The sequence below is a fragment of the Klebsiella sp. CN_Kp106 genome, from assembly GCF_040064575.1.
Lineage (GTDB): Bacteria > Pseudomonadota > Gammaproteobacteria > Enterobacterales > Enterobacteriaceae > Klebsiella > Klebsiella michiganensis.
Genome location: NZ_JBEAIG010000015.1, coordinates 258373 through 278987, shown reverse-complemented (window position 1 = coordinate 278987; position 20615 = coordinate 258373). Strand labels below are relative to the sequence as shown.

Here is a 20615-nt window from a genome sequence, read left to right as displayed (position 1 = left end):
TAACATTTTTAATCCTGAAATTATCCTGGCGCTACGACAGTGATTTTAATTTGTACAAACGATCACAATTAGCGGTTATAAAGGGTAAAATTATGCAGCGCAGGTCACGATCCAAAAAGGTTTGTGAAAAATCACAAATCAAAATGATAGCGATAACATTTTGTGTTTCAGGTATTTGATTCTATTGAGGATGTCGAGGTGAGCGCTGGCAATTGCGTGGGCCATCATCAATAATGCCCACAGAAAACGACTCAACACAGGGGCTTAGTCGTGAAAAGCAGAAAACCGACGCGCGCGCCGACGCTGGATGACGTAGCCCGTAGCGCCGGATTGTCGTCGATGACGGTCAGCCGGGCGCTGAATACGCCGCAGCTGGTGAGGCCAAAAACGGTCGAGAAAGTGATGCAGGCGGTGCAGGCAACGGGCTATATCCCTAACGCGCTGGCCGGCGGCCTGGCCTCCAGGCGCAGCAAGCTGGTGGCCGTGGTGGTGCCGCAAATCAATAACAATATGTTTGTCGATACCATCCAGGCGCTGAGCGATACCCTGGCGGCGCGCGGCTACCATATGCTGCTGTGCGTGGCGGGCTACAGCCGACAGACCGAAGCCGAGCTGGTAGCAACCTTACTCTCCCGGCGTCCGGATGGCGTGGTGTTGACCGGCATTCAGCACGCCCCGGCGTTGAAGAAGACGATCCTCAACGCCGCCACGCCGGTGGTGGAAATCTGGGATCTCACCCCGACGCCGCTGGATATGCTGGTCGGTTTTTCGCATGAAAAAGTCGGCGAAACCATTGGCGAGTACCTGCTGGAAAAAGGCTACCGCCGCCCGGGTCTGCTGTGGGCTGGCGATGCGCGCGCGACGTTGCGAAAGCAGGGGCTCCGCGCCCGGCTGGCCAAAAACGGCATTGACGATGCGCCGCAGGTCGAGGTGCCGCTTCCGGCATCGCTGGCGCTGGGGCGTCGCGGGCTGGCCGAGCTGCTCGCCGGCGGCGAGTTTGACGTTATCGTCTGCAGCTCCGATACCCTTGCCCAGGGGGCGATTATGGAAGCCGAAAGCCGGGGGCTGCGCGTGCCGCAGGATCTGGCGGTGATCGGTTTTGGCGATCTGGACTTCGCCGCCAGCAACCGTCCGGCCATCACCACCGTCAGCGTCGACCGTCATGCCATCGGCGAGCAGGCGGCCACGCTGCTTGCCGACCGCATAGAGGGCGGAGAAGAAGGGGAAGCGATTATTGATATCGGCTTTCACCTGGTGGCGCGCGAGTCGGCGTAGCTCTGCCGTTTCGCATGTGCGAGGGGGCCTCAATAGCGGCATGGCGTAATCAAATCTATACTGCAAAATTGCTAAACCCGTCGCCGCTCTGTTCCTGAGCGGCAAATTCATCGAGGGCGCAGAATATGATCACCGTCTATGGCGTACCCGGCTGGGGCTCAACAATTAGCGAACTGATGCTGACGCTGGCCGATATCCCGTACCATTTTGTTAACGTTGAGGGCTTTGACCAGCCGGGCCCGCAGCGCGACCGCCTCAAAAAGATAAACCCGCTGTGTCAGGTGCCGACCCTGACGCTTGCAGACGGCAGCGTGATGACCGAAACCGCGGCGATTGCCCTGATGATCCTCGACGTTCGACCGGATCTGGCTCCGGCGCCGGGATCGCCGCAGCGGCATGCCTTTCAGCGTCTGCTCATCTGGCTGGTGGCGAACGTCTATCCCACCTTTACCTTTGCGGATTACCCGGAGCGCTGGGCCGCCGATGCGCCAGACCAGCTGCGGGAAAGCTGCATCAGCTATCGCAAATCGCTCTATCTGTGGCTGGAGGAGCAGCTTGCCGCCGCGCCGTATGCGCTGGGGACGGAAATAACCCTGCTGGACTGCTATATTGCGGCGATGTGCGCCTGGGGCCCGCGCCGGGAGTGGTTTGCGGCGCAGACGCCAAAATTCGTCGCCGTGGCGGATGCGGTGTATCGCCATCCCAAACTCGAAGCCGTTCTGCGCCGCAACGAGCTGATTTAAAGTACAAAAAGCGATCCGGATGACGCGGGTTATGCTAGTTTTATCGTCCAGACAATAAAGGAGCCTGCTATGCCGCACGTTGATATTAAATGTTTTCCCCGCGACCTGAATGATGAACAAAAAGCGGCGCTGGCCGCCGATATTACCGAGGTGTTGATTCGCCACCTCAACAGCAAAGAGAGTTCAGTGAGCGTGGCCCTGAAGCAGGTTGAGCCGAGCGACTGGCAGCAGGTGTGGGACAGCGAAATCGCCCCGCAGATGGAACAGTTGATTAAGAAACCGGGCTATAGCATGTAACCCGGTTTCTTTCCCGGAGGCGATGCTGCGCATCTGTCCGGGCTACGCGTTCCCGGCGGTTTGCAGTCCGGTAGCCCGGCAGGCGCTCTGCGCCGCCCCCGGGAGAGAGCGCGGAGTGGCAGAATTTCCCGGAGGCGATGCTGCGCATCTGTCCGGGCTACGCGTTCCCGGCGATCTGCGGTCCGGTAGCCCGGGCAAGGCGCTCTGCGCCGCCCCCGGGAGAGAGCGCGGAGTGGCAGAATTTCCCTGAGGCGATGCTGCGCATCTGTCCGGGCTGCGCGTTCCCGGCGATCTGCGGTCCGGTAGCCCGGGCAGGCGCTCTGCGCCGCCCCCGGGAAGAAGCGCGTGGGCTGCTGTATTAGAACCAAATCTCCGTCTGCACGCCAAAGTTCCAGTTTCCGCCGGCGGTAAAGCCTTTACTGCCGAAATCATCGTTGATCGCGTAGCGATCCAGATCTTTATCCCAGTTCATCCACGTAACAAAGAAACGTATCTCCGGCCGCGCTTTAATATCCAATACATCGCCCACTTTAAACGTCGGGGCGAAGGTCAGCTTGTAAAAATCGCCGCTCACCGCCTGGTATTGATGCACGCCGCTGTCGTAGCGATAGGTTCGGCCGTTGGGATTCAGGTCCATATATTGCCAGGACGCCTCGTACAGCAGGGCGAAGTTGCGGGTGATCCCCTGGGAAACCCGCAGGTTGAAGGTTGCCCAATCGTAGCGGTCCCCGTCGCGATAGCGGTCTTCGCTATGCTGGGCGATAACCGATGGCGCAAGCTGCCAGTTTTTCCCCAGCGGCAAAATACCGTATGACGCAAAGCGCAGAGATTTGGCGTTTTCGGTAAGATCGCCGTCGCTGCCCGGCTGCCGCGCTTCGGCGCCCAGCCCGCCGCCGTACTGCAGGGCGCTCTCCGAAACGCCCGGCGCCAGGCCATAAAACCGCTGTTTGTCGTGATACGCCAGCATCGCGTAGTAGCCGTTTTTCGCCGTATTATCGCTGCGCAGGGCGTAGCTGCCGGTCGTCGACGTCGTATCTTTCAGGTCATCGTTACCCTGGGCGGTCATCGCCGTGGTCATCAGCTGCCAGTTGTTCCAGAAGTGGTTGGCGGTAAACATCAGGTTTTGTATATCGTTATCCTGATAGTTATCGCTGCCCAGATCGCCAAAGCTGCGCGCATAGACCGAGTAATCGCCGCGCAGCGTACTGTTCCAGTTGACGTCATTGATCCCGCCGCCGGTACCGCCGAGGAACATAATATCGCTATCGGTAAAGTGGATATCGAAGTTATCGCGGTCGAAACGCTTGCCCGCCCAGATGGAGGCGCTCCTGAACGGCCCGGAAAAATCGGCGAAATTACCCATCTCGACGTACAGCTGGCGCACGTTCAGATGGTGGCTGTCGTTATCCTGCACCCACGGATCCGGGTTGGTCGCGCCGTCGGCAAGCATGGTTTTAAAGTGCGCCCACGACCCGTCGCTGAAGGTCATTTTTTTGCCGAAGCTGAGCTCCACGTAGTTATCTTTCTCATTGCCGAGACGGCCAACGTGGGCGTCACCGTTGAGCGAACTGGCCGGCGAGATCCCCGGGCCGCCGCGCGCGCCTTTGCCGTGGCTGTTGACCAGCATTCCGGAGCGGGCGTAGGCGTTAAATTCAAAGCCGTCGGTAAGGCGGGTTTTCGCCAGCTGTTTGTCGGCAGCCTGCTGCTTTTGCTCCGTGGCATCGGTGCGCTGGCTTAACGTCTGCACCTGTTTTTCCGCCGCCGCCGCACGCTGTTCTGCCGCGCTGGTGCGCAGCTCCGCCTGCTGCGCCCGACGTTTAGCCTCTCCGGCCTCCTGCTCCGCATGATTAAGCCGGGCCTCCAGCAGCGCCAGCCGTTGTTCGACGGTGAGCGGAGCCGCATTTGCGCCGTAAGCCGAAAAAAGGGCGCAGCAAACCGCCGCGCTAATCAAAGAGATACGCATATTAATCCTTATTTTTTTCAGAGGTATGAAGGGTGTGCTGCGCCTTACAGGGCGTGGTTTTCTCCGGCGACTGACGACGCGTCCGACGGCGCGCGGCGTCCGGCATCAAGGTCGGCGCGGATCTGTTCATACTGGTCGTCGAGGCGATAGAAGCGGCCAATCCACAGCATTGAGGCGACAATCAGCAGCGCCGGGATATAGAGGTAGCAGGCTTTTATCGCCAGCATCGCGCCGTCGCTTTGGGCCTGGTTGGCGATATAGCCGCCGGATGAGAGCAGTACCCCGGTAATAGCGCCCGCGCCCGCCATAGCCACCTTGCCAAGAAAGCCGTTGACAGAGGTCAAAATGCCGGCGGTATTGATGCCGGTTTTCCACACCCCGTAATCCACCGGATCGGCCTGCATGGAGAAGTAAATTGCCGTGCGCTGTCCGGCGCCAAGCGATAGCACCACCGCACCGGCAACCAGGCCCCAGCTGTTAACGCCTGCCGCCATCATCATGCCCATGCCGACCAGGTTGATCGCGCTGGCGACCAGATAAACGTGGCGCTTTTTCATCCGGCTGGCGAGCAGCGGCACGGTGAGGGTACCCAGCAGAGGAACGAAGGTGGAGATCCCGGCGACGATCGCCGTGAGATCGTTATTGCCGACGTAATAATGGAAAAAGTAGACCAGCGCCCCGGTCTGGAAGAAAAACGCGCCCCACATCAGGAAAATATTGATGGCGAAGACGAACCACGGCCGGTTGGCGCGCAGGCTGACCCAGGCGCGTTTTAAGGTCATGCGCTCCTGCGTAATGCTGATATTTTCCTTAACGTTCCGGAAGCTCACCAGCAGGAAGAAGGTGGCAATAACGCCGAAAACCACCGCCGTGTAGAAGAAGCCGTGCTGCTGATTGCCTTTCCCCAGCGCGCCAACCAGCGGCAGAGTGGCGACCGCGACGATGGTCGCGCCGAGCGAGCCGAGCAGAATACGCACCGCCGACAGCGTGGTGCGTTCCCGCGAGTCGTTCGTCAGAAACGGCAGCATGGCGCAAAACGGAATGTTGACGATAGTATAGAGAAACGACAGGCACAGATAGGTGATAAAAGCGTAGATCAGCTTACCGGTGGTGCCGAAATCCGGCACGTAGAAGGCCAGAATACACAGCAATCCGAAGGGGATCGCGCCAATAAGCAGATACGGACGACAGCGTCCCCAGCGGGTGGCGGTATTGTCGATAACCAGCCCCATCAGCACGTCGGCAACGCCATCCACCAGACGCGTCACGAGAAACATCAGGCCAACGTAATAGGCGGGCAGGCCCATCACGTCGGTGTAAAAGAACATCAGATAAAGAGAGATCATCTGCCACACGAGGTTGCAGGAGAGGTCGGCGATGCCATAGCCAAGGCGCTGCCGCCACAGGGTAAAGGTTGTTTCTGCCATAAAAATACACTCGCTTATCGTTGTTGTTAAAGTCCGTACTGGCGAATAAACCAGGCCGGGGTGCAGCTCCACGCATGGCAATAACTGTTTATCAGTTTGCTGCCATAAGGGGAAAAATCAGGATGCGCCGGGTCGAAGATTTCCCAGAAGGTATCGGCGCCGTAGTCGACCATGGCTCCCCAGTAGGCTTTGATCTGCGCAATTGCCTCGTCGCGCAGCCCGCACTGCAGAAGGGCGGCGATATAGTGATGACGCAGGTAGGGTGTATTCATGGCGACAGCGGGGGGATTTTTCTCCAGGTTGCGCATGATCTCCCGGCGCTGCTGCGGCGTGCCGACTTCCGCCAGCACCAGCCAGATTTGCGATGCCCAGGAGACCTGCCGCCGGGCGCCGCTGACGTAAAAGCCCTGCTGCGGGTCCCATAACGCATCGAGGGCCGCCGCTTTGAGCTGCTGTAAACGCTGGCAATAGCTTGCGGCCAGCTCAGGTTCGAAACGCTCCGCCAGCCAGATAGCGCGCTGCAGGCAGTAAATCAGTACCCCCTGCGCCGCCGCCTGTTTATTCAGCGACGCCTGCCAGTCGATAAACACCCACCAGTCGTCGCTATCGCGCACAATGCCGGAGGCATCGCAGCGGGTCAGCGCCAGTTCTACCTGACGACGCGCCGTGGGCCACAGCTCGCGGGCCGTGGCCATATCCTCCGCGCTTTGCAGATAGTTGTAGAGGACGTCGACAAAAAACAATGAATAATCAAAAAGAAAGGTATCGTCCGCAATGACATCCGGCTGCACGAACACGTTGGCCGATACCATGCCGTCCTCGCGAGTATGCCCGGCAAAAAGGTACAGGCAGCGGCGCACCAGATCGTGGCGTGCGAAGGTGACATCGTTGACCAGCGCCTGCAGACGTAAATCGCCGAGCCACAGGCGGCGGTCGCGTTTGGGGCCATCTTCAAATACTTCCTGCATGCAGTTTTGCAGGGTCAGCACGGCAACGTTATCGATGGCCCGGAGCTGCGGGTCGGAGGTTGTCGCCGCCGGGCATGCGCCGCTGGCCGAGGTGACCGCGTTAACCTCAATCTGGGTGAACTGCAGGCGAAACTTGCGCGAAACGGCTTTGACCTCCACCTTCAGATAGCGGAAGCAGTAGCGGCGCGGCAGGTCAATTTCGGCGGGCAGGACATCAAGCCACAGATCCTGCTGCTGCAGCCAGCTGCTGCTGAGCCAGCCCTGATAGTCGCTGAACGGTTCGCACACTTCGCTCAGCGTTTCGCCGAAGGTCAACTGCAGATGGGCCGGAGCGTCCGGCGGACTCCCGGCGCTCTGGCAGAGAAAATGCAGGTAGCCAACGTAGTGGCTGCCAAAATCAATAATGACGCTATCGCCGCTACTCAGCTCGCGCTGGTAAAGCGCGGCCAGGGTGCTCACCGGCTCGGCGCGCCAGCCGAAGAGCGCCGCGGCGTCGGCGTGGGCTTCGACTACCGCGATCGGTGGGTGTGCCTGACGACTCAGCGCGGGCCGGAGCGCCTCGGCGGTACGTAAAAAATTCGGGTGGCGGGTCATCATGACCTGAGAATTATGCTGAATTGCCTGTGACATACTGCGTCCTCTGTGTTGATTTGTCCGCAGCATAAGACGCCGCCGCCCGCGGCAACCACTCTGGCAATGCCAATGCATCTGGCAAAATGGCACTGATAATGAGATGAGCGGGTCGCCGATCACAATTCCATAAATCTTGCTCGTGGCGGCCGGTTAAATGCATTATCTTGCCCCTGCGCCGTATGCCGTTTTGGACCCGATCGATGATGCTAACCGTTGAGTATTATTTCACCCATCCGCAGGATAAGCTGGGAATGTACGCCAGCGATCCGGAAGATAATAGCCATGAACATAGTCACGAGTTTGCTGAACTGGTGATCGTTGAAGAAGGGCACGGCTTACACGTTATTAATGGCCGGCCATTATATATTCAGCAGGGCGACGTTTTTTACGTTCAGCCGGGCGATGTTCACTATTATGATGAGCTGGGAACGCTTAAGTTAATTAACGTATTAATTAACCCACTGGTAGAATTTCATTATTTACAGCCTCTCGACACCTTATTGCAGACGTTCTCCGCACGAAAGGCTTCCTGCTACGGCTGGCTGGCGCCGGATACCCGCCATATCTGCAAGGAACTGGTAGATAAAATATTTTCTGCCGAGCTGCGGCGGGGGCAAAATATTGCCCTGCGCGAAGCCGCCTTTTTCCAGCTGGTGACGACGATTCTGCATGCGGAAACCGAAGCCGAATATAGCACCACCAAATATAAGCTGCATAAATTGCTGACCTGGCTACAGGAGCACTGTTTTGAAGAACATAACTGGCCGCAGCTGGCGGAGAAATTCCACCTGACCACGCGGACCGCTTTTCGCCATATTAAAGAGGCGACGGGATTGACGCCGGATAATTATTTAAAGCGTCTGCGCTTAGTTTCGGCGCGCGTCAAATTACGCGAGACCGATATGACGATTACCGAAGTGGCTTATTTATGCGGTTTTGCCAACAGCAACCACTTTACCACCTTATATAAAAAGGTCTTTGGCCTGACGCCCAGCGAAGACCGGCGGCGTTTGCTGCGCTAGTTCACCTCCCGGAGGCGATGCTGCGCATCTGTCCGGGCTACGCGCCCTCAGCGGTCTGCGGTCCGGTAGCCCGGGCAAGGCGCTGTGCGCCGCCCCCGGGAGAGACGCGCAGGGTGGTGAAGAATTGCCCCGGAGGCGAGCGGGGGCTATTCTTCCGGGGTATTGGCGCGGACGTGGCGGCCGCTGGCAACAAAGTTGCCGGTGCCGAGATGATGGAGGGTATTGATCTTATCGTCGTCGAACTGCCAGCGTCCGCTGACGAACGCGCGCTCATCGGCGGCGGCGGAAACCACTTCGCCAAACAGCGTATCGTACTGCTCCTGAGCCGCTGTTGCCGGCAGCAGTCGGCACTCCATCCATGCAAGACACTTCTCTTCAATCAGCGGCAAGCCCAGCTCCGGACCTTGCACGACCGGGATGCCGTAAGCGTTAAATTTATCCTCATCGCGTCCGCTGATGCTGCCGACCGCGTAGGTCCAACTGGCGGCCTCGACGCCGGGAACGACGATGCCAAATGCGCCGTTGCGCTCAATAATTTCCCGCGTCCAGGCGCTTTTATCTACCACGATGGCCAGCCTCGGCGGAGCGAACTCCACCGGCATCGACCAAGCGGCGGCCATGACGTTACGGCGTTGAGAGTGGGCGTCATAGCTGGTTATCAAAATTGTTGGGCCATGGTTGAGCAGGCGACTGGCGTACTGAAGTTCCACGTGGCGAAAACGGCTCATATGCGTTCCTTGGTAAATGGGTCTGATGCCAGACAACACGTTAATCCGCAATGAAAATGTAATCAATACGTCATCGAGGGTCCCTATAGTCGGCGTCACTAAGTCCCAAAGAGGATAACAATATGTTAGCTCCCCTGAATTTGTCTCAGGTGAGCGCGCGCCGGCGGATGTTGACCGCGGGCAGAGTCTCGCTTTCCCAACGGGAGGGCGATAATGCGCGCGCTTACCAGCATTAAACTCGACGGCGTTTCTTTCGCCTTCGGCGCTCACACCGTGCTTAATCAGATCGATCTGCATATCGATGCGGGCAGCATTGTTGCGCTGCTGGGGCCTTCTGGCTGCGGTAAAAGCACGCTGCTGCGCCTGCTCGCCGGATTAACCGTACCCGCCAGCGGCAGCATTCACTTTGGCGATCGCCTGGTGGCGAAAACCGGCTGGGGCTTGCCGCCGGAGCAGCGCGATCTCGGCATGGTCTTTCAGGATTACGCCCTGTGGCCGCACATGACGGCGGCGCAGAACGTGGCTTTCCCGCTGCGTATGCGCGGCGTCGGGCGTCAGCAGCGACAGCAACGGGTCGAGGAGGCGCTGGCGATGGTCGGTCTCAGCGGGTTCGCCGACCGCAAACCGTCGGGTCTTTCCGGCGGTCAGCAGCAGCGCGTTGCGCTGGCCCGCGCCATCGTCGCAGAACCGCGCGTGCTGCTGTTCGATGAGCCGCTCTCCAATCTCGACAGCGAGCTGCGCGAGTCGCTGTGCCTCGAAATGAGCCGCCTGCTGCGCCAGCTGGGCATCACTGCTGTCTACGTCACCCACGACCGTCGCGAAGCCGAACTGCTGGCCGACAAAATTATTCATTTATCTGCGGGCTGCATTGCCGCCGTCCGCGACGTGACTTCAACCTCAGGGGAATCCGTATGAAAACCGTTATCACCGTTACCAAAGGAGCCGCGCTCGCGATGATGTTGTCCGCCACCACGATCTCCAGCGCCCAGGCGCTCACCGTCTACACCGCCGGGCCGGGCTCGCTGGCGAAAAACCTTGCCAGCGGCTATGAGAAGAAAACCGGCGTTAAGGTGAATATTTTCCAGGCCACCACCGGTAAGGTGATGGCGCGTCTCGAGGCCGAGCAGGCTAACCCGCAGGCGGATGTGCTGATTTCCGCCTCGTGGGATACGGCGGAAGATTTGCATCACCGCGGCTGGCTGCTGCCGTATCAGAGCGCCAATGCCGATAAGGTCCCGGCGAACCTGAAATCCGCCGATTACGTTGCTCAGGGTATTTCGGCCCTGGGGATCGTCTGGAATACCAAAAGCGGCACTCCGGAGCCGAAAGAGTGGCGCGACCTGACCGAAGCGGCGTTCAAAGACAAAGTGACGACGCCGGACCCGGCACTTTCCGGCGCGTCGCTGGATTTGCTGATCGGGTTACAGAATGGCATGGGCGATAAAGCCTGGGCGCTGTTTGATGCGTTAAAGAAGAATGGCATGGTGGTCAGCGGGCCGAACGCCCAGGCGGTGACGCCGGTGATGCAGGGGGCGAAAGCGGCGGTATTCGGCGCGGTTGATTATGTCTCTTACGGCAATATCCATCAGGGCGAATCGCTAAAGGTGATTTTCCCGGCCAGCGGCACGGTCATTGCACCGCGGCCGATGATGATCCTCAAAACCAGCCAGCATGCTGACGACGCAAAAGCCTTCGTTGATTATGTGCTGTCGCCGGAAGGCCAGGCGCTGGTCGCCGACGCCTGGCTTATGCCCGCCCGCAGCGATGTTCAGGCGAAGCGCCCGCTGCTCAACGAGCTGAAAATTCTGCCGACCGCAGGCGAGGGCAATAGCGAACGTAGCGCGGTGCTTTCCCGCTTTAATACGCTTTTCGCCCAGTAAACCGACTTTTCCCCCGGGCTTCGAAAGTTGGCTCGGGCACGTTCCCCGGAGGCGGCGCAGGCGCGCCTGTCCGGGCTACCGGACCGCAGACGGCTGTGACCTCGTAGCCCGGCTAAGCGCAGCGCGAGCCGGGAAGAGGCAACGCCTGGGCATCAGCCCGGGCACATTCCCCGGAGGCGGCGCTGGCGCGCCTGTTCTGGCTACCGGACCGCAGACGGCTGTGACCCCGTAGCCCGGCTAAGCGTAGCGCGAGCCGGGTAAGATCGTATCCAGGAATATACCGTGAAACAGAGACTTATTTCAGCGGGCACGCTGGCGGCGCTGCTGGTGCTGGTGGCATTGCCGCTGCTGTTTATTGTCCTCCAGGCAATTTTTCCCCAGTTTAGCGCCGGTTCGCTGGGCGGCGCGTTTAGCGGCGTATCAACGCTGATTGCCGACCCGCAGCTGCCGACGATGCTCGGCGGTACCCTGTGGGTGGCCTGCGGCGTGGCGCTGATGAGCGTGGTCATCGGTCTACCGCTGGGCGTCTTGCGGGGATTGTTTACTATCCCGCTGCCGCGGCTGTGGGATCTGCTCTTTCTGATCCCGTTTCTGACGCCGCCCTATATTGCCGCGCTGTCGTGGATGCTGATGCTGCAAAGTCATGGCTATCTCCAGCAGCTGACCGGCTGGGATCTCAACGATCTGCTTTTTAGCCGTTCCGGGATTGTGCTGGTGATGACGCTCAATATTTTCCCGGTGGTCTATTTTGCCGTTTCGCGCAGCCTGTTGGCCAGCGGTCAGCGGCTGGCGATTGTCGCCCGGGTGCACGGCGCCAGCGCCTGGCGAGCGTTCTGGCACATCACGCTGCCGATGCTTTCTCCGGCTCTGGCGGCGGGGATGCTGCTGGCGTTTACCCTTGCCATTGAAGAGTACGGCGTTCCGGCGGCCCTGGGGTCGCGGGCAGGGCTGGTCATGCTGACCGTAGGCATTGAGAAAAAGCTCGCCGACTGGCCTGTCGATCTGCCCGGCGCGTCGCTGCTTTCGCTGCTGCTGATCGCGGTGGCGCTGCTGGCCTGGTGGCTGCAAAAACGGCTGAACGGCGATAAAGAGGTCACCAGCGTCACCGGCAAGCCGGGAGAGAATAGCGGGGCGGAGTTGGGCTGGCTGACGCTTCCGGCGGTGCTAGTGATGGCGGGCGTCGGGGGGCTGGCGGTGGTGATGCCGGGCGCGTCGATGGTGCTGACCAGCCTGATGAGCACGCTGTCGGGCGGTATCCACGCTGACAATGTTACCCTTCGTCATTTTGCCGCGCTGTTTGCTCAGCAGGGCGACGCGCTGTCGGCACTGGCAACCAGCCTTTCGCTGGCGCTGGCTTCGGCAGGGGTTGTCGGCCTGGTGGGGCTGCTCGCCGCCTGGCTGGTTGTGGTGCAAAAAATGAAGGGGAGCGCCTTTGTTGATGCGCTATCGCTGCTGCCGGCGGCGCTGCCGGGCGTGGTGGTGGGCGTCGGGCTGATTCTGCTGTGGAACCAGCCGTTCTGGCCGGTGTCCCCCTACAACACCTGGTTTATGCTGCTGCTTTCCTACTGCTGTCTGCTGCTGCCCTGGCCGGTGCGCTACGTCAGCAGCGCGCTGCGTCAGCTTGGCAATAATCTCGAACCCGCGGCGCGGGTGCACGGCGCAACGGCACTGCAGGCGCTGCGACTGATCGTTCTTCCGCTGGTCTTTCCGGCGCTGCTGGCGGCGATGCTGATGGTGTTCGCCGTTGCCTCCCGCGAGCTGGTGACCTCGTTGCTGCTTGCGCCGGCCGGGACGCAAACCGTCGCGGTGTTTATCTGGCGCCAGTTTGAGCAGGGCTCGGCGGGAGAGGGAATGGCAATGGCATCGCTGACGCTCTTTACCGGTCTGGGGCTGATGCTCTGCGCGCTGGCGCTGATGCAGCGGGGTACGCGCGGATAAATACGATCGCACAAAATAGCTGGTCAGGCGGGAAAAACAGGCTATAAATGTCGGACACCGATTGCTGGAGGCATTGATGAGTCCCTTTTTAAGCGCCTATTTTTCTCGTCTGGGCTGGACGGGCACCCCGGACGTTTCACTTCACACCCTGCGCGAACTGCATATTCACCATAACGGCGCGATCCCCTTTGAAAATCTGGATGTGCTGCTGCCCAGAGAGATACATCTCGACGATCGCACCCTCGAAGAGAAGCTGATTCACGGTCGTCGCGGCGGCTACTGCTTCGAGCAAAACGGCCTGCTGGAAAGAGCGCTGCGCGAGATCGGCTTTACCGTGCGCAGCCTTCTGGGGCGCGTGGTGCTGGCCAATCCGCCGCATATGCCGCCGCGTACCCATCGGCTGCTGCTGGTGGAGGTAGAGGGGGAACGCTGGATTGCCGACGTTGGTTTCGGCGGCCAGACCTTGACCGCGCCGATTAAGCTGCTGGCAGATATAGAACAATCCACCCCGCACGGCGAATATCGCCTGATTTACGAAGGGGAAGAGTGGGCGCTGCAGTTCAGCCATCACGGCCACTGGCAGTCGATGTACCATTTTGATTTAGGTCGCCAGTACGCTTCCGACTATGTGATGGGCAACTTCTGGTCGGCGCACTGGCCGCAGTCGCACTTCCGCCATCATCTGCTGATGTGCCGCCACTTGCCGGACGGCGGCAAAATGACGCTAACCAATTTCCACTTTACCCATTGGGATAAAAACCACGTCGTCGAAAAGCTCGATTTAGCGGACGTTCCGGCGCTGTATGAGGCGCTGCAAACGCGTTTTGGCCTCGGCGTGGATGATGCCAAATACGGCTTTAGCGAAGCGGAGCTGGCGGCGGTGATGGCGGCGTTTGATACCCATCCCGAGGCCGGAAAATAAATATCGTTCAGGAACCGTTGGCTGGATAAGGGGTGACGGTCAAACGGGGATGTTACCCGGCTTGCGCTACGCATAGCCGGGCTACGGGGCGATCCTGTCGCCCGGGTTAGGCGTTTTTGCCGCGACCCGGGATGATTGCGGATTTTGCTCAGCGTCTTGAACGTACCACCTGGTAGCGGCGGGTGAAATATTCAAACGGCGCGCTCCAGACGTGAACCAGCCGGGTGAACGGGAACAGCAGGAAAATCGTCATCCCCAGCACCAGATGCACGCGGAAAACAAAGGCCACGCCGCTGAGCATTTCTGACGAGCCGCCGCGGAAGGTGACGATGCCCTGCGCCCAGCCCACTAGCTTCATCATTTCACTGCCGTCCGGATACTGCGCCGAGAAAGGGATGGTGCTCAGCCCGAGCAGGCACTGAATCAGCAGAATGCTCATGATGATGATGTCCGGCGCGGTCGAGGTGGCGCGAACGCGCTGGTTGGTCAGACGACGCCAGAGCAAACCGGCGCCGCCAATCAGCGTCAGAACGCCGCAGACGCCTCCGAGCACCATCGCCATCTGCTGCTTGACCGCAATGGGTAAAAACCAGGCATACATCCAGTGCGGCGTTAACATGCCGAACAGATGGCCAAAGAAAATGCCGAGTATGCCGATATGGAACAGATTCGACCAGATCACCATCCCGCGTTTATCCAGCATCTGGCTGGAGGAGGCGCGCCAGGTGTACTGGCCGTAGTCATAGCGCAGCCAACTGCCGAGAAAAAAGACCGTCGCGCAGATGTAGGGGTAGATGTCGTAAAAAAAGACGTTCAGATACTGTATCATTTCGGGCCTCCCGCGCTGACGTCGACGTACTGCGGCGCCACGTCCTGGCTAAAGCGTCGTTGATATTGCTGTAACGGTGAGCTGTCACAGGCCGTGGCGTTGTCTTCGATAAATTTCACCTGTTCTTCTTCCCAGACCGCATCCAGCGCCTGCCGGGTGTCATCGCGGGACTCGTTGTTGACCTGCTGCGTGACACTGTCACTTGATAGCGGGATCCCGCCGAGGCTGAGCAGGGCGTCAAACAGCTGATACCAGGGGACACCGCGCTGCTTCAGCCGCCCGCCCAGCAGCGCCAGAATCGGCGCGACGTTTTGCAGACCTTCGCGCGCTTCGTTTTCCGGCAGGATGCTGAGGTATTCCAGATACAGCGGCAGGTGGTCGGGAAGCTCGCGACAGTTGAGCACCAGGCCCGCCTTTTCATACTGAGCGAGCAGGTCGACCATCGCCTGACCGCGGTCGCGAGACTCGGCGTGCACGTGTTCAAACAGCAGCAGCGACGTGGCGCGGCCCCGGTCGAACACTTCGCACCATTCGGCCTGCTTGTCCAGCAGCGGGGCATTCAGCATCTCAGCGGCGAAGTCGTTGAGCACAGGGGCGTCGTGACGCACCATGCTCAGCACCTCGTCCTTGCACTGCCAAAGAAACTCATCCGGGTACTCCATCAGCAGGCCGATCGCTTTGAGGATTTGCATTATTCGCCCTCCGCTTTATCGCGTACTTCGGTGATGTTGATGGCGTCAATGCGGCTACTGTTGAACAGGTTGAATTTGGTGTCGGAGCCGTGGCAGCCGTCGCCGAAGGTAAAGCCGCAGCCGTTGCGCTCGGGGAAGGCGTCGCGCGCCATTTCGCGGTGGCTGGTCGGGATCACGAAGCGGTCCTCGTAGTTGGCGATCGCCAGATAACGGTACATCTCCTCGACCTGTTCAACGCTCAGGCCCACCTCCTCGATGGCGCGAGTATCGGTGACGCCTTCCACCGTTTGCGAGCGCATGTAGTGACGCATCGCCATCATGCGCTTCAGCGCGCGCAGTACCGGGCCGGTATCGCCCGCGCTGAGCATATTGGCGAGATACTGCACCGGAATGCGCAGGCTTTCGATGGCCGGAAGCACGCCGTCGCTTTTCGGCAGACCGCCGGCGTCGGCGTAGGACTGAATCGGCGACAGCGGCGGCACGTACCAGACCATTGGCAGGGTGCGGTATTCCGGATGCAGCGGCAGCGCCAGCTTCCAGTCCATCGCCATTTTGTACACCGGCGAGCGCTGGGCGGCATCAATCACGTTTTGTGGAATCCCCTGTTTCAGCGCTTCTTCAATCACCGCCGGGTCGTGGGGGTTGAGGAACACCTCGCACTGCCGCTCGTAGAGGTCTGTTTCGCGCTCGGTGCTGGCGGCCTCTTCAATGCGGTCGGCGTCGTACAACAGCACGCCGAGGTAGCGGATACGTCCCACGCAGGTTTCTGAACAGACGGTGGGCTGTCCGGACTCGATACGCGGGTAGCAGAAGATGCACTTCTCCGATTTGCCGCTTTTCCAGTTGAAGTAGATTTTCTTGTACGGGCAGCCGCTGATGCACAGACGCCAGCCGCGGCATTTGTCCTGGTCGATCAGCACGATGCCGTCTTCTTCACGCTTGTAGATGGCGCCGCTGGGGCAGGTGGCGACGCAGCTCGGGTTCAGGCAGTGCTCGCACAGGCGCGGCAGATACATCATGAAGGTATTTTCAAACTGGCCGTACATCTCCTTCTGAATCTTGTCGAAGTTACGGTCGCGGGCGCGCTTTTCAAACTCGCCGCCGAGCAGCTCTTCCCAGTTGGGGCCCCAGATGATTTTATCCATCCGCTTGCCGTCGATAAGCGAACGCGGACGGGCGGTGGGCAGGTGTTTTCCCTCCGGCGCGTTGTGCAGATGCTGGTAATCAAAGGTAAAGGGTTCATAGTAGTCGTCGATCTGCGGTATCACCGGATTGGCGAAAATTTTGGTGATGACGCCCATTTTGCCGCCCAGACGCGGGCGTATTTTGCCATTAACATCGCGCACCCAGCCGCCTTCCCACACCTCCTGATCTTCCCAGTTTTTCGGATAGCCAATGCCCGGTTTGGTTTCGACGTTGTTAAACCAGGCGTATTCCATCCCTTCGCGTCCGGTCCAGACGTTTTTACAGGTGACGGAACAGGTGTGACAGCCGATGCATTTATCGAGATTGAGAACCATACCGACCTGTGAACGTATTTTCATTTTTTCGCCTCCTGTACCCCATCGCGACCTTCGTCATCCAGCCAGTCAATATTTTTCATTTTGCGGATCATGATGAACTCGTCGCGGTTGGAGCCGACGGTGCCGTAGTAGTTGAAACCGTAAGCCAGCTGGGCGTAGCCGCCAATCATATGGGTCGGTTTCGGGCACACGCGGGTGACCGAGTTATGGATCCCGCCGCGCCGTCCGGTGACTTCCGAGCCCGGAATATTCATCAGGCGCTCCTGCGCGTGGTACATCATGGTCATCCCCGGCGGTACGCGCTGGCTGACCACCGCGCGGGCGGTGAGCGCGCCGTTGGCGTTGAAGGCCTCGATCCAGTCGTTATCTTCAATACCCAGCTCGCGAGCGTCGGTTTCGCTGATCCACACGATCGGCCCGCCGCGCGACAGGGTCAGCATCAGCAGGTTTTCGCTGTAGGTGGAGTGGATGCCCCATTTCTGGTGCGGCGTCAGGAAATTGAGCGCTTTTTCCGGGAAGCCGTTAGGCGGAATCGCTTTCATCTGGCTGACGCTGCGGGTGTCAATGGGCGGACGATAAACCACCAGGCTTTCGCCAAAGGCGCGCATCCAGGGGTGATCCTGATACAGCTGCTGGCGGCCGGAAAGGGTGCGCCAGGGGATCAGCTCGTGGACGTTGGTATAGCCGGCGTTGTAGGAAACATGCTCGCTCTCGAGGCCGGACCAGGTCGGGCTGGAGATAATTTTGCGCGGCTGGGCCTGAATATCGCGGAAGCGAATTTTTTCATCCTCTTTATTCAGCGCCAGGTGCGTATGCTCGCGGCCGGTAAACTCGCCGAGCGCTTGCCAGGCTTTGACCGCCACCTGGCCGTTGGTTTCCGGGGCGAGGGCGAGGATCACTTCCGAGGCGTCAATGGCGCTGTCGATGCGCGGACGACCTTTGGCCGTGCCATCAAGCTTGACGTAGTTAAGCTTGCCGAGGAAGTCGACCTCGTTCTGGGTGTTCCAGGTGATGCCTTTACCGCCGTTGCCCAGTTTGTCGAGCAGCGGCCCGAGGGAGGTAAAGCGCTCATACGTCGCCGGATAATCGCGCTCAACGACGGCAATCGACGGCGCGGTTTTACCCGGCGTCAGCTCGCATTCCCCTTTCCGCCAGTCCAGCACGTCGAAGGGCTGCGACAGCTCCGCCGGGGAGTCGTGCTGCAGCGGCACCAGCACAACGTCGGTCTCTTTATCGAGGTGGCCGACGCAGACCTCGGAGAAGGTTTTGGCGATATCTTTGTAAATTTCCCAGTCGCTTTTCGCCTCCCACGCCGGGTCAACGGCGGCGGAGAGCGGGTGGATAAAGGGATGCATATCCGAGGTGTTCATATCGTCTTTTTCATACCAGGTGGCGGTCGGCAGAACGATATCGGAGAACAGGCAGGTACTGGACATGCGGAAATCGAGCGTCACCAGCAGGTCGAGCTTGCCTTCGATGGCCGCGGTCTGCCACTCCACCTCTTCGGGCTTCACGTCATCGCTGGCGCCCAGCTCATCGCCCTGAATACCGCTGTCGGTGCCCAGCAGATATTTGAGCATATACTCGTGGCCCTTGCCGGAGGAGCCCAGCAGGTTGGAGCGCCAGATAAACAGATTACGTGGATGATTTTTGCCGTTATCCGGCTGTTCGCAGGCGAAGCGGATCTCGCCGGACTTCAGCGCCCGGGCGGTGTAGTCGGCGGGAGTCAGTCCGGCCGCGGCGGCCTGCGCCTTGATGGTCAGCGGGTTGACGCCCAGCTGCGGCGCGGAGGGCAGCCAGCCCATGCGCTCGGCGCGAACGTTAAAGTCGATCAGATGGCCGCTGAATTGGCTGGCATCGGCCAGCGGCGACAGCAGCTCCCGGGCGGTCAGCTTTTCATAGCGCCACTGGCTGGCGTGATTGTAAAAAAAGGAGGTGCTGTTCATCTGGCGCGGCGGACGATTCCAGTCAAGGGCGAACGCCAGCGGCAGCCAGCCGGTTTGCGGACGCAGCTTCTCCTGACCGACATAGTGCGACCAGCCGCCGCCGCTCTGGCCGACGCAGCCGCAGAACACCAGCATATTGATCATCCCCCGGTAGTTCATATCCATGTGGTACCAGTGGTTGACGCCGGCGCCGAGGATAATCATCGACCGTCCGTGGGTTTTATGCGCGGTATCGGCAAATTCACGGGCGATCTGCTCGATGTGCTGGCGCGGGACGCCGGTAATCTGTTCGGCCCACGCCGGGGTATAGGCTTTCATCTCACTGAAGTCCTGCGCGGCGTTGGGATCGTCTAAACCGCGATCGAGTCCGTAGTTGGCGAGAATCAGATCGTAGACGCTAACCACCAGGCCGGATTCACCGTTGGCCAGCGGGAGCTGCTTAACCGGCAGCTGATGCAGCGTCACCGGATCCTGCTTGATGCTGCGAAAGTGCGGGTTTTCGTTGCCGCCGAAGTAGGGAAAGCCCACCGTCACCACGTCGTCACGGCTATCCAGCAGCGATAGTCTGAGTTCAATGGCTTGCCCGGCGGCCTGCTGTTCAAGGTTCCATTTGCCTTTCTCTCCCCAGCGGAAGCCAATCGAACCGTTGGGCGCCACCAGTTCACCAGCGCTGTTATAGGCGACTGTTTTCCACTCCGGGTTATTGCTTTCGCCCAAATCGTCAACCAGATCGGCGGCGCGGACCATCCTGCCGGGAACGTAGAAACCCTCCTCGCGACGCTCAAGCATCACCAGCATCGGCATATCGGTGTAGGTGCGGCAGTAGTTGAGGAAATAATCGCTCGGGTTATCAAGGTGAAACGTTTTGAGGATCGCGTGGCCCATCGCCATGGCCAGCGCGCTGTCGGTACCCTGTTTCGGCGCCAGCCACTGGTCGCTGAGCTTGGCTACCTCCGAAAAGTCCGGGGTAATCGCGATGGTTTTGGTGCCCTTGTAGCGCACTTCCGTAAAGAAGTGGGCGTCCGGGGTTCGGGTCTGCGGGACGTTGGAGCCCCAGGCGATAATATAGCTGGAGTTGTACCAGTCGGCGGACTCGGGAACGTCGGTCTGCTCGCCCCAGGTCATTGGCGAGGCGGGGGGAAGGTCGCAGTACCAGTCGTAGAAGCTCAGGCAGGTGCCGCCGAGCAGCGACAGATACCGGGTGCCGGCGGCGTAAGAGACCATCGACATCGCCGGGATCGGCGAAAAGCCCGCCACGCGGTCCGGGCCGTAGTTTTTGATGGTCCAGACGTTGGCGGCGGCAATCAGCTGGTTCAGCTCCTTCCAGCTTGAACGGATAAACCCGCCTTTGCCGCGTACCTGCTTGTAGCTGAGGGTTTTGACCGGGTCCTGCATGATGCTGTCCCACGCCTGCACCGGGTCCGGGTGCTGAGCCAGCGCTTCGCGCCATAGGGCAATCAGCCGCTTGCGCGCCAGCGGATACTTCAGGCGGTTAGCGCTGTAGAGGTACCAGGAGTAGCTTGCGCCGCGCGGGCAGCCGCGGGGTTCGTGGTTGGGCAGGTCCGGGCGGGTGCGGGGGTAGTCCGTTTGCTGAGTTTCCCAGGTGACCAGCCCGTTTTTGACGTAAATTTTCCAGCTGCAGGAGCCTGTGCAGTTCACGCCGTGCGTTGAGCGGACGATTTTGTCGAACTGCCAGCGCTGACGGTAGCTGTCTTCCCAGTCGCGGTTGGTGTTGTACACCTGACCGTGGCCGTTGGCAAAGCTCTCGCCTTTCTGCTTAAAGTAGCGAAAGCGATCCAGTAGTTTACTCATGACCTTCCTCCTGCTCC

The 20615-nt window shown here is 59.9% G+C and carries 17 protein-coding genes; 9 read left to right on the top strand and 8 right to left on the bottom strand.

Annotated features, from left to right (window positions below):
• Positions 1-270 precede the first annotated feature (270 nt).
• The 4 genes from ABLU96_RS10175 (at position 271) to ABLU96_RS10160 (ending at position 2677) form a co-directional block, all read left to right on the top strand.
• Positions 271-1275, top strand: a complete 1005-nt coding sequence (locus ABLU96_RS10175) for a LacI family DNA-binding transcriptional regulator (RefSeq protein ID WP_029946962.1) — start codon at positions 271-273, stop codon at positions 1273-1275.
• Positions 1276-1400: 125 nt separating this feature from the next.
• Entirely contained in the window at positions 1401-2018 is a 618-nt protein-coding gene (locus ABLU96_RS10170) for a glutathione S-transferase family protein (RefSeq protein ID WP_046877306.1), read from the top strand.
• Between the two features lie 69 nt (positions 2019-2087).
• Positions 2088-2315, top strand: coding sequence for a tautomerase PptA (pptA, locus tag ABLU96_RS10165; protein ID WP_004850668.1), 228 nt, complete (start codon positions 2088-2090; stop codon positions 2313-2315).
• A gap of 137 nt (positions 2316-2452) precedes the next feature.
• Positions 2453-2677 (top strand): hypothetical protein, encoded by a 225-nt coding sequence (locus tag ABLU96_RS10160; protein WP_064404858.1) that lies wholly within the window; start codon positions 2453-2455, stop codon positions 2675-2677.
• Here the strand turns inward: ABLU96_RS10160 and ABLU96_RS10155 are convergent.
• Genes ABLU96_RS10155 through ABLU96_RS10145 form a run of 3 tightly spaced genes read right to left on the bottom strand, consistent with a single transcriptional unit; the run spans position 2674 to position 7303 of the window.
• A complete protein-coding gene (locus ABLU96_RS10155; protein WP_048263006.1) occupies positions 2674-4278 on the bottom strand; it encodes a carbohydrate porin in 1605 nt (534 codons plus the stop codon). The genes ABLU96_RS10160 and ABLU96_RS10155 overlap by 4 nt on opposite strands.
• A 44-nt stretch (positions 4279-4322) precedes the next feature.
• Entirely contained in the window at positions 4323-5705 is a 1383-nt protein-coding gene (locus ABLU96_RS10150; RefSeq protein ID WP_064404859.1) for a glycoside-pentoside-hexuronide (GPH):cation symporter, read from the bottom strand.
• 26 nt (positions 5706-5731) lie between these two features.
• Complete coding sequence (locus ABLU96_RS10145; RefSeq protein ID WP_049069857.1) at positions 5732-7303, bottom strand: family 78 glycoside hydrolase catalytic domain; 1572 nt, start codon at positions 7301-7303, stop codon at positions 5732-5734.
• 203 nt (positions 7304-7506) lie between these two features.
• Here ABLU96_RS10145 and ABLU96_RS10140 point away from each other — a divergent pair, with 203 nt between their 5' ends.
• Positions 7507-8328, top strand: a complete 822-nt coding sequence (locus tag ABLU96_RS10140) for a helix-turn-helix domain-containing protein (protein WP_014229266.1) — start codon at positions 7507-7509, stop codon at positions 8326-8328.
• Positions 8329-8474: 146 nt separating this feature from the next.
• Here ABLU96_RS10140 and ABLU96_RS10135 read toward each other — a convergent pair whose 3' ends face one another.
• The gene (locus ABLU96_RS10135) at positions 8475-9056 is read right to left on the bottom strand and encodes a flavin reductase family protein (protein WP_004850682.1); all 582 of its coding nucleotides are present in this window, start codon (positions 9054-9056) and stop codon (positions 8475-8477) included.
• Between the two features lie 210 nt (positions 9057-9266).
• Here ABLU96_RS10135 and ABLU96_RS10130 point away from each other — a divergent pair, with 210 nt between their 5' ends.
• The 4 genes from ABLU96_RS10130 to nhoA all read left to right on the top strand — a co-directional run bounded on the left by ABLU96_RS10130 (position 9267) and on the right by nhoA (position 13796).
• A complete protein-coding gene (locus ABLU96_RS10130; RefSeq protein WP_025107867.1) occupies positions 9267-9971 on the top strand; it encodes an ABC transporter ATP-binding protein in 705 nt (234 codons plus the stop codon).
• Entirely contained in the window at positions 9968-10936 is a 969-nt protein-coding gene (locus ABLU96_RS10125) for an ABC transporter substrate-binding protein (protein ID WP_064404861.1), read from the top strand. The genes ABLU96_RS10130 and ABLU96_RS10125 overlap by 4 nt, the downstream gene beginning before the upstream one ends.
• A 282-nt stretch (positions 10937-11218) precedes the next feature.
• A complete protein-coding gene (locus ABLU96_RS10120; protein ID WP_064404863.1) occupies positions 11219-12874 on the top strand; it encodes an iron ABC transporter permease in 1656 nt (551 codons plus the stop codon).
• Positions 12875-12950: 76 nt separating this feature from the next.
• Positions 12951-13796, top strand: a complete 846-nt coding sequence (gene nhoA / locus ABLU96_RS10115; protein ID WP_014229271.1) for an N-hydroxyarylamine O-acetyltransferase — start codon at positions 12951-12953, stop codon at positions 13794-13796.
• 148 nt (positions 13797-13944) lie between these two features.
• Here nhoA and narI read toward each other — a convergent pair whose 3' ends face one another.
• Genes narI through ABLU96_RS10095 form a run of 4 tightly spaced genes read right to left on the bottom strand, consistent with a single transcriptional unit; the run spans position 13945 to position 20598 of the window.
• On the bottom strand, positions 13945-14625 hold the full coding sequence (narI, locus tag ABLU96_RS10110; protein ID WP_014838419.1) for a respiratory nitrate reductase subunit gamma: 681 nt from the start codon (positions 14623-14625) through the stop codon (positions 13945-13947).
• The gene (narW, locus tag ABLU96_RS10105; protein WP_014229273.1) at positions 14622-15317 is read right to left on the bottom strand and encodes a nitrate reductase molybdenum cofactor assembly chaperone; all 696 of its coding nucleotides are present in this window, start codon (positions 15315-15317) and stop codon (positions 14622-14624) included. Before narW ends, narI begins: the two co-directional genes overlap by 4 nt.
• On the bottom strand, positions 15317-16861 hold the full coding sequence (narH, locus tag ABLU96_RS10100) for a nitrate reductase subunit beta (RefSeq protein WP_004101903.1): 1545 nt from the start codon (positions 16859-16861) through the stop codon (positions 15317-15319). The genes narW and narH overlap by 1 nt, the downstream gene beginning before the upstream one ends.
• A complete protein-coding gene (locus ABLU96_RS10095) occupies positions 16858-20598 on the bottom strand; it encodes a nitrate reductase subunit alpha (RefSeq protein WP_064407256.1) in 3741 nt (1246 codons plus the stop codon). The genes narH and ABLU96_RS10095 overlap by 4 nt, the downstream gene beginning before the upstream one ends.
• Positions 20599-20615 lie beyond the last annotated feature (17 nt).